Origin of the sequence: Sphingomonas sp., assembly GCF_041661825.1 — a bacterium.
Taxonomy (GTDB): Bacteria; Pseudomonadota; Alphaproteobacteria; order Sphingomonadales; family Sphingomonadaceae; genus Sphingomonas.
Genome location: NZ_JBAZTU010000004.1, coordinates 1 through 15,013, shown reverse-complemented (window position 1 = coordinate 15,013; position 15,013 = coordinate 1). Strand labels below are relative to the sequence as shown.

7 protein-coding genes are annotated in these 15,013 nt (G+C 65.1%); 6 read left to right on the top strand and 1 reads right to left on the bottom strand.

Annotated features, from left to right (window positions below):
* The first annotated feature begins 18 nt into the window (after nucleotides 1–18).
* Genes WC729_RS18595 through eutC form a run of 5 tightly spaced genes read left to right on the top strand, consistent with a single transcriptional unit; the run spans nucleotide 19 to nucleotide 8,059 of the window.
* Nucleotides 19–1,191 carry an efflux RND transporter periplasmic adaptor subunit gene (locus WC729_RS18595; RefSeq protein ID WP_372855537.1) on the top strand — a complete coding sequence of 391 codons (1,173 nt, stop codon included), beginning with the start codon at nucleotides 19–21 and terminating at the stop codon, nucleotides 1,189–1,191.
* 5 nt (nucleotides 1,192–1,196) lie between these two features.
* A complete protein-coding gene (locus WC729_RS18590; protein ID WP_372855535.1) occupies nucleotides 1,197–4,388 on the top strand; it encodes a multidrug efflux RND transporter permease subunit in 3,192 nt (1,063 codons plus the stop codon).
* Entirely contained in the window at nucleotides 4,381–5,832 is a 1,452-nt protein-coding gene (locus WC729_RS18585; RefSeq protein ID WP_372855533.1) for an efflux transporter outer membrane subunit, read from the top strand. Before WC729_RS18590 ends, WC729_RS18585 begins: the two co-directional genes overlap by 8 nt.
* A gap of 21 nt (nucleotides 5,833–5,853) precedes the next feature.
* Nucleotides 5,854–7,320 carry an ethanolamine ammonia-lyase subunit EutB gene (locus tag WC729_RS18580; RefSeq protein WP_372855531.1) on the top strand — a complete coding sequence of 489 codons (1,467 nt, stop codon included), beginning with the start codon at nucleotides 5,854–5,856 and terminating at the stop codon, nucleotides 7,318–7,320.
* Nucleotides 7,313–8,059: an ethanolamine ammonia-lyase subunit EutC gene (eutC, locus tag WC729_RS18575; protein WP_372855529.1), complete on the top strand. Its 747-nt coding sequence runs from the start codon at nucleotides 7,313–7,315 to the stop codon at nucleotides 8,057–8,059. The genes WC729_RS18580 and eutC overlap by 8 nt, the downstream gene beginning before the upstream one ends.
* 23 nt (nucleotides 8,060–8,082) lie before the next feature.
* Here eutC and WC729_RS18570 read toward each other — a convergent pair whose 3' ends face one another.
* Nucleotides 8,083–12,309 (bottom strand): SIR2 family protein, encoded by a 4,227-nt coding sequence (locus tag WC729_RS18570; protein ID WP_372855527.1) that lies wholly within the window; start codon nucleotides 12,307–12,309, stop codon nucleotides 8,083–8,085.
* A gap of 356 nt (nucleotides 12,310–12,665) precedes the next feature.
* Between WC729_RS18570 and WC729_RS18565 the strand changes: the two genes are divergently transcribed.
* Nucleotides 12,666–14,510: a DUF885 family protein gene (locus WC729_RS18565; protein ID WP_372855525.1), complete on the top strand. Its 1,845-nt coding sequence runs from the start codon at nucleotides 12,666–12,668 to the stop codon at nucleotides 14,508–14,510.
* Nucleotides 14,511–15,013 lie beyond the last annotated feature (503 nt).

The window sequence follows — 15,013 nt, the reverse complement described above, 5'->3', positions numbered from 1 at the left end:
TCAACCCGGAGTTTTTCCGTGACCAACACCATCTTCCGCCGCATCGCTTACGGCCCGTTTCTCCTCGCGCTTGCCTCGTGCGGCGGAGGCAATCCGCAACAAGGCGGCGCCGGGGGAGGAGAGATGGGGGCAGGGCCACCCCCACTGGTCGTCGCGATGACCGTCCGTGCGCAGCAGGTGCCCAATATCGTCGAGCTGCCCGGGCGGATCGAGGCAGTGCGCACCGCCGAGGTACGTGCGCGTGCCGACGGCATCGTCGAACGGCGCCTCTATCAGGAGGGCACGGATGTCACCGCCGGCCAGCCGCTGTTCCGCATCGACCCGCGCGATCTGGCGCAGCAGGTCGAACAGTCCCGTGCGGCGCTTGCCCGGTCGGAAGCCGCCCGGACCAATGCCGCATCGGTGGTCCGCCGCTATGCGCCGCTGGTCAGCGAACGCGCCGTCAGCGCGCAGGAATATGATCAGGCCCAGGCCACGCTGCGGCAGGAAACCGCCAATGTCGCCGATGCCCGCGCGGCACTGGCGCGGGCTCGGCTGCAGCTCGGCTACACCATTGTCCGCGCGCCGATCGCCGGTCGCGTCGGCCGCGCGCAGGTGACCGAAGGCGCGCTGGTCAGCGCGAGCCAGGCCACCCTGCTCGCCACGATCGAGCAGCCCTCGCCGATCTACGCCGTCTTCACGCAATCCAATGCGGCGATCCTCGATCTGCGCCAGGCCGGTGCCGCCAGCACGCCGCTGTCGCAGGTCGAGGTCCGCCTGGTCCTCGCCAATGGCCGCGACTATGGCCCGGTCGGCCGCCTCGATTTCGCCGATCAGGTGGTCGATCCGCAGACCGGCAGCCAGGTGCTCCGCGCCATCTTCCCCAATGGCGAGCGGCTGTTGCTGCCCGGCCAGTTCATCCGCGGCCGCATCGCCATGGGCACCAACCCCAACGGCATCCTCGTGCCCGCCAGTGCGGTTCAGATCGGCGAGCGCAATGCCAGCGTCTCGGTGGTCGGCAAGGACGGCTCGGTCGCCCCGCGCCCCGTTCAACTCGGCGGTCAGGTCGGCGGCAACTGGGTGATCAAATCGGGCCTCAAGGCCGGGGAACGCATCATCACCGATGGCTGGCAGAAGGTGCAGCCAGGGCAAAAGGTCCAGGTCAGGGGCGATCCCGCACCCGCCGCCGCGCAGCAGACTCAGGGGAACTGATCGTCATGGACAGCTTTTTCGTCCACCGCCCCGTCTTTGCCTGGGTCATCGCCGCGTTCATCGCGCTGTTCGGCACCATGGCGCTTATCAACCTGCCGATCGAGCAATATCCCTCGGTCGCGCCGCCGTCGCTGACGCTCAGCTATACCTATAACGGCGCCGACGCCGACACGATGGACAAGAATGTCACGGCCGTGATCGAGCGCGAGCTCAATTCGGTCGAGAAATATCTCTATATGTCGTCGACCAGCCGCGCGAACGGCACCGGCGAGATCATCGTCACCTTCCAGTCCGGCACCAATCTCGATGTCGCGCGCACCCAGGTGCAGGATCGGCTGAACCGCGCCGAGCCGCGTCTGCCCGAGGACGTGCGCCGTCTCGGCATCCAGATCACCGACAATTCGGCCGGCTTTCTGGAGGTCATCGGCATCCAGTCCAGGACCGGCAAGACCTCGGGGCTGGAACTCGGTGACTTCGCCTCGACCAAGATCCTGAACGAGTTGCGCCGCGTTCCCGGCGTCGGCAACGCACAGCTCTTCTCGTCCGAAAAGGCGATGCGCATTTGGCTCGATCCGGAAAAGCTCGCCGGCTTCAACCTCTCGCCCTCCGACGCGCTGGTCGCGGTGCAGGAACAGAACAGCCAGACCGCGGGCGGCGGCATCGGTGATCAGCCGCTCGGGCCGGGCGCGCAGTTCAATGCCAAGATCGTCACCCAGAACCGTTTCCAGACGCCCGAGCAGTTCCGCAACATCATCATCCGCGCCAACCCGGACGGGTCCACCGTCCGGCTCGGCGACGTGGCGCGGGTCGAAATCGGCGCGGACAATTATCAGTTCACATCGACGCTCGACGGCAAGGAAGTCGCCGGTCTCGCGGTGCAGCTCGCCACGGGCGCCAATGCGCTCGCCACGCGCGACGCGGTGTCGGCGCGCATGGCTGAGCTGGAACATAATTTCCCGCCCGATATCGAATGGTCGGTTTCCTACGACACGACGCCGTTCATCTCGAGCTCGATCGAGAATGTGATCCGCACCCTGGTCGAGGCGATGCTGCTCGTCTTCCTCGTGATGTTCGTGTTCCTGCAGAGCTGGCGTGCCACGGTCATCCCGGCGATCGTCGTGCCGATCGCACTGGCCGGCGGCTGCCTCGGGCTCTGGGCATTCGGTTTCTCGATCAACACCTTGTCGCTGTTCGCCATGGTGGTGGCGATCGGCATCCTGGTCGACGACGCGATCGTCGTGGTCGAGAATGTCGAACGTATCATGGCGGAGGAGGGGCTGTCGCCGCCGCGCGCCACGATCAAGGCGATGGGCCAAATCCGCGGCGCCATCATCGGCATCACGCTGGTGCTGATCGCCGTATTCATTCCAATGGCGTTCTTCCCCGGTTCGACCGGCGGCATCTATCGCCAGTTCTCCGTCACGCTCGCGGTCTCGATCTTTTTCTCCGCGTTGCTCGCCCTCACCCTGACGCCCGCGCTTTGCGCGACCCTGCTCAAGCCGCACAAGCACGCCCCGGGCGAAGAGCGCGTTCCGGCCGAGGGCTGGCGCGGCTATCCGCAGCGCTTCTTCAATGGGTTCAACCATGGTTTCGGGCGCGCGACGGATAAATATGTCGGCGGCGTCGGCAAGATGCTGTCGCGCCCGGTGCGCTGGCTGGCCGTGTTCGCTGCGATCTTCGCGGTGACGCTGTTGCTGTTCGGTCGCCTGCCCGGCGGGTTCCTGCCCGATGAGGACCAGGGCTATTTCCTCGTCAATTACGACGCGCCGGTCGGCGCCACGGCGGAACGCACCGCCGAGGCAGTCAAGGCGACGGAGGCGTATCTCTACAAGCAGCCGCAGTTCGAACGGATGTTCTCGGTCATCGGCTTCAACTTCTTCGGCCAGGGCCAGTCGGCCGCGCTCTCCTTCGTCATGCTCAAGCCTTATGAGGATCGCAAGGGCGCCGCGAATTCGGTCGAGTCGGTGATTGGCGGCACCTTTGGCGCAACCGCCGCCATTCCCGGCGCAACGATCTTCGCGCTCAACCCGCCGGCAATCCAGGCGCTCGGCAACGCGACCGGCTTCTCGATGAAGATCGAGGACCGTGTCGGCGACGATCCGGCAGGGTTGCAGGCGGCGATGGGCGCGATCCTGGCGCAAGCGGGCAAGAACCCGAAGCTCGCCGGCGTCAGGCCGGAAGGGCAGGCGCCGTCGCCGCAGCTCTATGTCGATATCGATCGGGTCCAGGCCCGCGCGCTCGGCCTGGCCATCGCCGACGTCAACGCCACGCTCGCGATCAGCTTCGGCTCGGCTTATGCCAACGACTTCTCGAACCAGGGCACCGTCCAGCGCGTCTATCTCCAGTCCGACGCGCCGAGCCGGATGAGCGCCGAGGACGTGCTTGACCTCAGGGTGCGCAACCAGTCGGGAACCATGGTGCCTTTCTCGGCCTTCACCAAGGTCTCCTGGACTGCGGGCGCCACTCAGCTCCAGCGCTATAACGGCTATCCGTCGGCCACCATCTCGGGCCAGGCCGCACCGGGCCAGAGCTCGGGCGCGGCGCTGGTCGAGATGGAACGCATCGCCACCAGCGCGCTGAAGCCCGGCTTCGCCTATGAATGGACCGGCACAGCGTTCGAGGAGAAACAGGCCGGCGGCCAGATCGGCCTGCTGCTCGGCCTGTCGCTGGTCGTCATCTTCCTGCTGCTCGCCGCGCTCTACAACAGCTGGGCGATCCCGCTGTCGGTGCTGCTGGTGGTGCCGTTCGGTGTGCTCGGCGCGGTGGTCTTCACCCTGCTTCGCGGGCTGTCGGCAGACGTCTATTTCAATATCGGCCTGATCACGATCATCGGCCTGGCGGCGAAGAACGCCATCCTGGTCGTCGAGTTCGCGATTGATGACGAGGTCGGCGATCGCGGTCCGCTGGAGGCCACGCTCGAGGCTGTGCGCCAGCGCCTGCGGCCGATCCTGATGACCAGCCTCGCCTTCATTCTCGGCATGGTGCCTTTGGTCATCGCGGCCGGGGCAGGGGCCGCCAGCCGCCATGCGGTCGGCACCGGCGTGATGGGCGGGATGATCACCGCCACTGCGTTCGGCATCTTCTTCACCCCGGTCTTTTATTATGCCGCGCGCAAATGGCTGTCGCGCAAGCGCAAGCCGATCGACGACGACACGTCCGATGCCGCGCCCGATCACGGAGCACCCGCTCATGCATAAGGTCCCCATCCTGATCGCCCTGGCCGGTGCCACCGCGCTTGCCTCGTGCAACTTCGCGCCGGCCTATCGCCAGCCGGTCGCGCCGATCTCTGCGACCTTCCCGCAAGGCGACGGGCAAGGCCAGGCAGGCGCGCGGGCCGCGACCGATATCGGCTGGCGGGATTATTTCGGCGATCCGCGCCTCCAGGCGCTGATCGCCGCCGCGCTCGCCAACAATCGCGATCTGGCGCAGTCGGTCGCCCGCGTCGCCCAGGCCCGCGCGCAATATCGCATCCAGGATGCGGAGCGCCTGCCGCAGGTCGATCTCCAGGCCGGCGCCTCGCGCAGTCGCACCCCGCTCAACTCGCTGGCCTTTCCCGGGGGCAGCTCCGGCTCGGGTGGCTCGGCCGATTCCTTCACCCTCAACCAGTTCACCCTCGGCGCTTCGGTCTCCAGCTTCGAGCTCGATTTCTGGGGCCGCGTGCGCAACCTGTCCGAGGCGCAGCGCCGCGAATATCTCGCGACCGTCGAGGCGGAGCGCGCCTTCCGCCTGTCGCTGATCGGGCAGGTCGCCGCCACCTATCTCCAGATCCGCGCCGGCGAAGAACAGATCGCGCTGGCCGAACGCTCGGTCACCGGCCGCCGCGAAGGGCTGCGCATCGCCCGCATGCGCATGGATGCCGGGGTCACGTCGACGGTCGATTACGATCAGGCGGCTTTGCTCGTCACCCAAGCCGAAACCGAATTGGCCGAGCTTCGCCGCACCACCGCGCAATCGGAAAGCCTGCTGACCGTGCTTGTCGGCGGCCCGATGGCCGATACGCTGCCCGCCGCACGCCCGCTGTCGGACCCCGATCAATATACCCATCTCGAACCCGGCTTGCCCTCGGCGCTGCTCGAGAATCGCCCCGACATCCGGCAGGCCGAACAACGCCTGCGCGCGGCCAATGCCAATATCGGCGCGGCGCGCGCTGCGTTCCTGCCGCAGATCTCGCTCACGGGCCTGCTCGGCTTCATCTCGCCCCAGCTCGGCAGCCTGATCTCGGGGGACTCGTTCCAGTATCAGGCGGCCGCGAACGCGACCCAGCCGATCCTCACCTGGGGCAAGGCTTCCGCCGGCATCGCGCTCACCAAGGCGCAGGCCGACGAACTCGTCGCCGCTTATCAACGCGCGGCACAAGGCGCCTTCAAGGAAGTCGCCGACGCGCTCGTGGCGCGCCGCCAGTACGCCGAACAGATCGAAGCGCAGGTCCGCAGCGTGGAGGCCCAACGCCGCCTCGCCCGTGTCGCACGCCTGCGCTACGACAATGGCCTGTCGATCTATCTCGAGGTGCTCGACGCCGAACGCAATCTCTTCTCGGCCGAACAGCAGCTGCTCGCCCTGCGCAGCGCGCAATTGCAGAGCGAAGTATCGCTCTACGTCGCGCTCGGCGGTGGCCTCAAGGAAAGGGCCGGGGCGGGCTGAGGCGCGCCCGCGCGGTTTTCCTTGCGCGACGGGCCGATCCGGATAGCGTCGTGCCTCTCGTCATGGCCCGGATCGGGGAGATGCGCGCTGCCAAGCCATCACATCGACCTTGCGGACTCGCGCTATCGCTTCGCCGATCTGCGGCATGTCCTCGCCGCCGCGAGCCCGTTGCGTTCGGGCGACATCCTGGCCGGCGTGGCGGCGGAGAGCGCCGAGCAGCGCATTGCCGCGCGCTATGTGCTGGCAGATCTGCCGCTCCCGGTCTTTCTCGACGAAGCGGTTGTCCCGTACGAAACCGACGAGATCACCCGGCTGATCCTCGACAGTCATGACAAAATGGCCTTTGCCCCCATCGCCTATCTGACCGTGGGCGCCTTTCGCGAATGGCTGTTGTCGAACGACACCGACGGCGCGGCCATCGCCGCCGCAGCGCCCGGCATCACGCCGGAAATGGCCGCCGCAGTCTCCAAGCTGATGCGCAACCAGGATCTGATCGCGGTCGCGCGGAAAATCCGTGTCGTCACGCGCTTCCGCAACACGCTCGGCTTGCCCGGCCGGCTCTCGGTCCGGCTCCAGCCCAACAGCCCGACCGACGATCCGACCGGCATCGCCGTCTCGATCCTCGACGGGCTATTGATGGGCGCGGGCGATGCAGTGATCGGCGTCAACCCCGCCACCGACAATATCGAGACGACCGCGACCCTGCTCCACCTGCTCGACGAGATCCGCCAGGTTTACGCCATCCCGACTCAATCCTGCGTGCTCGCTCATGTCACCACCACGCTCGACCTGGTCCGCCGCGGCGCGCCGGTCGACCTGTGCTTCCAGTCGATCGCCGGCACGCAAGATGCCAATCGCGGCTTCGGCGTCGATCTCGCCCTGCTGGCCGAGGCGCAGCAGGCGACTCTGTCGCTAGGGCGCGGCACGATCGGCACCGACGTCATGTACTTCGAAACCGGGCAGGGCTCCTGCCTCTCCGCCGACGCGCATCACGGCGTCGACCAGCAGACACTCGAAGCGCGCGCCTATGCCGTTGCCCGCGCCTTCAGCCCGCTGCTCGTCAATTCGGTCGTGGGATTCATCGGCCCGGAATATCTCTACGACGGCAAGCAGATCGCCCGCGCCGCGCTGGAGGATCATTTCTGCGGCAAGCTGCTCGGCCTGCCGATGGGCATGGATATCTGCTACACCAACCATGCCGAGGCGGATGGCGACGACATGGACTCGATCCTGACTCTGCTCGGCGTCGCCGGCGTCAATTTCATCATGGGCGTGCCCGGCGCTGACGATGTGATGCTCAATTATCAGTCCACCAGCTTCCACGATGCGCTGTACCTGCGCGAGGCTCTCGGCCTACGCCCCGCGCCGGAATTCGAGGCGTGGCTGGCCGGCATCGGCCTGCTCTCGCCCGAGGGCCGCATCCTCGATGCCGCCCCGCATGCGCTCGCCGCCGATCGCATTCCGGCGCTGAGGGGCCTGCTTGGCTGATCCCCCGGTCCCCGCGCTCGCCTGGCGATTGCGCAGCCTGACCCAGGCCCGCGTGGCGCTCGGCCGCGCCGGCCAGGCATTGCCGACCCGCGCGCTGCTCGATTTCCAGCTCGACCATGCCCGCGCCCGCGACGCGGTCCACACGGCGCTATCGGTGAAGGGCTTTGCCGAAGCGATCGGCCGTCCCGTGACCGAGGTGCGCAGCCGCGCGAAGGATCGGTCCGACTATCTCAAGCGCCCCGATCTCGGCCGCCAGCTCGATCCGGACGACGCAGCGAAGCTTGCCCGTAACGGTGGAACCCTGGCGATCGTCGTTGCCGATGGCTTGTCGGCAACCGCTATCCATAACCACGCCGCCTCAATGGTGCTGGCGCTGGTCGATCGCCTGCCCGGCTGGTCGATCGCGCCCGTGATACTGGCCCGCCAGGCGCGCGTCGCGCTCGGCGATGCGATCGCCGAGGCGCTTGGCGTCGATCTCGTCGTGATCCTGATCGGCGAACGCCCCGGCCTGACCGCGCCGGACAGCCTCGGGGCGTACATCACCTGGCAACCGCGACCGGGCAGGCGCGACAGCGAACGCAACTGCGTCTCCAATATCCGCCCGCCGCATGGCCTTTCCTACGGCGCGGCAGCCGATACGATCGCGCGGCTGCTGCGGGCGGCACGGGAGCAGGGGAGGACCGGGGTGGAACTGAAGGATGGGGCAGAGCGACAGCCTCCGCTCCGGGATGGGTCATAAGACGGCACGCTCTCGCGTCGCGGCTAGAAATTGCGACGACCGGATCGGTCGGAACTGCTGATCGCGATTGAAATGCGCGGGATATCGGTAATGACCTGTGCCGCTTCCTCGATCGCGGTCTGATAGCGCTGCCGCGTCGCCATCTTGATACAGGTCCGTGCGAGGTGCTCGGCTGTCACGGGGTGTCCGCGTGCGGCCATTACCTTGGCGATCAGCGCTCTGAGCGAAATCTTGCGCAATTCCATGCCGTAACGCGTCGCGACCATCATGGCGTCGGTCGCATATCGCAGTGCCCCGTCAAAATCCGACATCTGCAATCGTGCCTTGGCCGTTGCCATGGATGCCTCGCACCGCACGCGATGGACATCGGTGTGGATCGCATAGGTCAGTGCTTCCTCCAGATAGCGGTGGGCCCGCTGGCGTTCATGGGGAAGAGTTGGTTCGGTCTTGAAGAGTTGCGTATCGGCCCAGGTCACCTGAAGCCGATGTACGATATCCATCTGCACGGCCGACTGCGCCAGATTCAGGGCGCGCTCCAGGGTCAGCAAATGCTCTTTCGGATCGTTCGTGCTGCCAAACGCGTTGGCCCGAAGCCGTTCGAAATAGGCTTGGGCGCGCACCTCCGAAAGAGCTGAAAGCAAGCCGCACGCGGCCTTGTATTTGTCGAGCGCCCGGTCGGCTCGGCCGCGCAGGTGCAGGCACCAGGCCTGATATCCGGTAGCGATTGCAATGGCGAGCTTGTCCTCGCGCAGTTGATTTACGAAGGACTCCCTGCTGCTCTCCCGGATTATCTCCTCGCATTTGCGCTCGGCTACGCCGATGTCGCCCATCTCGATATCGACCGTCAGCTGGTTGAGCCTGATACGGCGCCAATTATGGGCCCGGTCGTCTCGCTCGACCCATTGGCGATTGACGGTCATCGCCTGGTCAAACGAGCGCCGGGCTTCGTGCAGGTCGCCCATTGCCAGCCGCACGACGCCGCGCTCGTTGTGGAGCCAGACGAGTTCGTCCGCATAAAAGGGGTCGATATTGCCGAAAGCCCTTTGAAAGACCTGCAGCGCCTCTTCGGCCTTTTTTACCCTGTCTGCATCGTTTGCGATGTCCTTGATCCACAAATCGTGGATCCCCTTCTTCAGGCTTTCGCGCGCGATCGACATTTTGCCATAGGCGTCGATCAGGTCGTCGAGCCTTTCCGCATGTTCGAGCAGCACGCCGTCGCGCCCTTCGCGAATGAGGCGGTCGCCGCTATCCAGCGTGAGCAGGCCGGTCGTGGAATAATAGCTTCGCACCAGGGCCAGCGCGGCCCGCAAGGCGCGGGCATGGCGTGCGCTGCACAGACGCTCGATTTCGGACAATTGCTCGTCCGTGACAGGTCTGCGGCTTGCGCCGCACGCAGCCGCGGCGCTCGCGAGCGACTGACGATAGTCCTCGGGCGCGATGCCCAGATTGGCGGCGTGTGCCGGCAGGGACGATGCCGCGCCGGGGACGATCCGGTAGGACCCTATCAGGCGATCGATCGCATCTCCGAGTTCGTCGTGGATATCCGTGTCGGGGATATCGCCGTCGATCGGCTGGGCGACATAGAGCGACATGTTGAACGCGGTCGACAGCTTGGCTTCGCTCAACGGGATGCCATAACGGTAACGCAGTTCGGTCAGCAGCGATCGATGAAGCGCGTAACGCGGCGCATCCGGATCGTACGGCGGTGTCGGATTCCTGTAGGGAGCGAGCGGCAGCACCAGACGCTGCGACCACAGCGCCTTCAACGTCTCCTCCACCAGTGCGCGATCCTTCAGCGCCGGCATCATCTGGAGGATGTCGATCTCTATCGGCAGGCCGATAAAGGCAAGCGCCTTGAGGATTTCGCGCGCAGTCGCGATATTGGAAGGAGAGGCGCTTTCCCCCAGAATCTTGCCCAGGGTGACTTCGTCGAAGATTGCGCCGAACAGGGCTCGCCGCAATTCGGTGGAATCGCCGCTGATCCGGCCTGGCTGGTTGGCATGATAGCGTGCGACTTCTTGCCGAAGCGGGGCCGGCATTTCGCCCGGTGTACGCATATGGCGCTTCGCCATCTGCCATACCGAATTCAGGTATCGACCCGGAATATCGGCCTGGTCATCTCGTTGATCGGCTCCAGCGTTGAGTTCGTTGAAATCCCATATCTCGGCGTTGATTCCCTCCATGTATTTTCGGACGCGCTCGGTCCCGAACATGATCCAACGCGCCCGGCGGTCTGAAGACTTCGGGTCCAGCCCGGCCGTATCCGTTTCCGGCAGCTCGAACGGGCGACTGGCAAGCGCCAGCAACTCGTCCAGTTCGGCGCTGAGCGGCTGGCCGGCGATGTCGAAGAATCGCTCCATCCCATTCATGATCACCAGCGCTCTGGGATCGTCGCGGCCGACGTCGCCATTCAGCGCGAGCCGCCGGAAGAAAACCCGGCGACTCTGTCCGGGCAACGCGCCGGGGGCGGCCTCCAGCCGTTGATCGAAAGTATGTGAGAAGAATCGAGCCAGGCCGTCCAGGACCGTATCGGTATCGAAGGTAAAACCACCATTTATCAGCATGCACTGGGCGACGGACTGGAGGCAGAGATCCTGGGCATTCGCATTGGAGATTGTCCGCGCGACGCTGCCTTTCCCGCAGCCTTGCGATCCGATGATGCACAGGATTCGTGCCGTTTGCGACTTCTCGATGATCTTGGGAAGCCAGTCGGCCGATTTCGGCGCCTCGTCTGAAATGACATTCCACAAGACGACGGGCCGAGGTGGCTCGGCCTGAGTCGCACCCAGAACGCGCCCCTCCATGGACCGCCAGCTGCGGCCGACATGCCGTTCCCGGACGGCAGGGTTGCAATAGGCATCCGCCGCATCGCCGATCCCGCGGGTCAGCAGGTCGATGCCGTGTTTCAGGTCGTGCAAATCCTGCCGGTTGGAAATGTCGGGCTCGTCGAAATCGACTTCCTCATCGAGCCGCGTCGAGGAGATTTTCTCGCAGAACTGGTCGCTCGCCACCTTGGAACGGGGGGATTGCGGAACATAGATATGGTCGGGGTCGTGGTCGCGGAGCGGCTCAAAATCAGTATCGAAGATCGTCAGGACGCCCAGTCGGCGAAGATAGTCGATCCGCTTCGCGGCGATCTGGTCCGGGTTCAGCTGTTCGGGCCTGGCGGACCATAGAAGAAAGGTCGGCGCCACGCGTTGATAGGGGTTGTTGCTGATGAATTCCTGCATCTCGCTGTTGAGTTCCGTCTCCCCCATGCCGAGGCCGACGAACAGGATTGGATTTCCGCCCATCATCATGCGCTTGGCGAATTCGAAGGGGCCGCGATTCAGGTCGTTGCGGCGATACAGATTATCATAGTCGCGCTGGCTTGCGATGATCGTGCGCCAGTTGCAGGCACGGCCATGGAGATGCATGACATGTCCGTCGACATCATCGGTCCCGACCGCAAACTCGATCATCCGGTCGATGCGCTCGCGATTGAGCAGGTCGCTCTCGATCGCCCAGCCATCCGCGAACACCCGCCGGATACGGCCGCTTCCCAGATCCCAGGAGAAATTCTCGCCAGAGGCTCGGCGCAGCGCCGCCAATTGGTTGAAAGGAGAGGTGAACGACCCGTCAGCGCCCTCTCTTGGCTGGTCACCCAACATGGCGATGCGCTCGATCTCGAAATCATAGGACGGCGTGGCGAAGCGGCGAATACCCAAGGCATTCCAGAGCGCGGCCGGAACGTTGAAGCGCTCGTCGAATTGGCCGGGATCCACACCCGATCCGGGGCGGTCGATCCGCCATCCCCTTTGCGGCACGCGAAATCGGAGTGCCAGGGCGGCTCGCATCGCTTCCCGCAGATTCTCGCAATGGTCGAGCGGCCAGCGGCTATTGCTGAGAACCGCATTCGGCCATTCGGGCTCGGCCGGGCCAAGCTTCTCCAGTACCTCCTCGATCAGGCTCATGCCCACCGGCGTGGTCCAGGTCCTGGCGGCGCTCCGCTCCTCGAAGCGCTTGATGCGCGCCGACGCTTCCGAGACATCGCGGATCGAAGCGCCGCTATGCTCGACCGCGTCGCCCGCCAACGCCGAAAACGCCATGCGAAGCTGTTCCCAGCTGCCATAGCCGAAAGCTTGGGTCGCCATCGATCCGGTGAACGCAATCATCCTGCCGGTGGATAATGCGCGAAAGAACTCCAGTCGCGCTCGCTGCGCTAACTTGTTGTCTTCGAGGTAGTATTTCTTGAGGTAGTTGGATCCCACAAGCAGCCCCTCCCCATATTGACCATTATATTGAACGAAGATCGGTCACGAACAACGATTCTTGTCCTGCGTCCGCGGGAATATTGGTCCGTTGTGGAGTCATTTTGTGGATATTGGCTATTTCTATCGACAATACCCGGATCGATACTCGCCGATATTGAGCAAAATCATCGGCTGTTTCGGAGAAGCCATCGGGTGGAGTTCTTTGGAGCGGGGTCTTTTTTTGTCCCCGTCGCAATGCCGGAATGGCCGCAACCGGCCTTCGACTGCAGCGTTCAGTGTTTTTGCGCCGGTTGGCCCCCTAGCCGCAGCTCCATTCCCTCGATACCTTTCGCGTCACACCGGACGGGGCGATCATGATCCAGACGACAAGACGCGAATTTCTCACTGGCGCGGGCGCGCTCGGCCTGACGGCGGCACTTCCGGCCTGGGCGACGGCCGCCGCCGGCCCGGCCGACGCAACGGCCCAGGCGCTGCTCTCGGCATTGGCCGAGGACCTTCTCGCCGACTCCCCCGAATATGCCCTGTCGCTCGGCATCGACCGGGGCGATCGCGCCGCGCTGCACGGCCGCTTCATGGACCGCAGCATCGCGGGGGATCGGGCTCGCGCGGCCCGTTGCACCGCCCGGCTCGGCCAGATGCGCAAGCTCGACCGCACTGGTCTGTCGCCGTCGACCGCGCTCGATCTCGACACCGCCCAGGCCGCCTATGCCCTGGCCGAGGAGGGCTGGCGCACCATGCCGGTCGGCGCGAATGCCGTGCTCGATGCCAATGTCAGCTATCGCAGCTCGCCCTATATCGTCACCCAGCTCGGCGCCGCTTATTCGGACCTGCCCGATCTGCTCGAGAACAAGCATGATGTCGCCGGTGCCGCGGATGCCGACGCCTATCTGTCGCGGCTGGAAAGCTATGCGACTGCGCTCGATGGCGAAACCGGCCGCATGCACGCCGATGCCGCCAGGGGCGCGATCCCGCCAGTGCTGGTGATCGACATCACCGCCGGCCAGTTGAAGGGTATCCGCGGCACCCCCGTCGCCGACTGGGCGATCGTCAAAAGCTTCGGCGAGAAATGCGCGAAGTCCGGCCTGCCCGCATCCTATGCCGAGCGCGCCGCGACACTCTGCACCGACAAGGTCTCGCCGGCGCTCGATCGTCAGATCGCCGCCTTTGCCGATCTCCGCAAAAATGCGAGCGAGATCCCCGGCGTGTGGCAACGCCCGCATGGCGACGATTATTATGGGTGGCTGGTCAAGGCCGGCACGACCACCAACGCCACGCCGGACGAGATCCACGCACTCGGCCTCGCCCAGAACAAGGCGATCAATGCGGAGATCGACACGCTCCTCAAAGGCCAGGGCCTGACTCAGGGCAGCGTGGGCGACCGGCTGACCGCGCTCAGCAAAAGGCCCGACCTGGTCTTCAGCAATGACGATGCCGGGCGCGAGAAGCTGCTCGCCTATCTCAACGGCCGCATCGCCGATGTCCGCACGCGCCTGCCGCGCGCCTTCGGCAATCTGGTGAAGGGCAATCTCATCATCAAACGCGTGCCGCCCGCGATCCAGGACGGCGCACCCAACGGCTATGCCGGGCCGGGCTCGATGGATGGCTCGCAGCCCGGCATCTATTACATCAACCTCAAATCGACCGAGACCTGGCCGCGTTACTCGTTGCCGACGCTCTGCTATCATGAGGGCATTCCCGGCCATGTCTGGCAGGGCGAGTACAGCTACCGCCTGCCGCTGATCCGCTCGCTGCTCGCCTTCAATGCTTATTCGGAAGGCTGGGCGCTCTATGCGGAACAGCTTGCGGCCGAACTCGGCGCCTATGACGAGGATCCGCTCGGCCGCATCGGCTATCTCCAGTCGATGAACTTCCGCGCCTGCCGGCTGGTGGTCGACACCGGCATCCACGCCAAGCGTTGGACCTTCGACCAGGCGCTTGCCTGGTTCCAGCAGGCGACCGGCATGCCGCTCGGCCAGCTCACCGCCGAGCTGCAGCGTTATTGCGCGATGCCCGGCCAGGCCTGTGGCTACAAGATGGGCCATAACGAGATCAATCGCCTGCGCGACAAGGCAAAGGCGGCGCTCGGCCCGCGCTACGATCTCAAGGCCTATGACGATGTCGTGGTGGAGACGGGCAATGTGCCGCTGACGCTGCTCGAGCGCGTGGTCGACGGCTATATCGCCAGGGCCAAGGGGTAGGGGGAGCGCCTCTTCGAGTCGAACAGGCCCGACTCACCTGAATCGTCGTGACAGTGCCGGAGAGTGTCAAAGCGGTTGATCGAGGGGCAACGTCCATCCGGGTCGCTGGCCCTTGTTTTCGGTGGTCCGAGCCGGAAATCGCCGGAAAAACAGGGGAATCCGGAGGTAGGCAGCGGTCGAACACGCAGTGACGGCGCCCCGGGCGGGGACAAACGACGCCGGATGACGGATAAAAGTCACTTCGATGCATTTTGTGCTTGCGCGGTCGAAAAGTCGCCCATATAGAGCCCCCTCACCGCAGCGGTGGCCGACACGGTCGCTTCTGAGGTTACCATAAACCAGGCGCTGAACCGCCCCGATAAAAAGGGGTTTGGAGTGGCGTCGGGCTTTTGCGCTCTTTGACATTGTTGGTACAGATGAAGGGACATGTGGGCGGCGGCTCCGGGTCTTGCATTCAAGGTGCAAGGAGCTCGGTTAAATTAGGCCGTTCCTATATGTCCTTA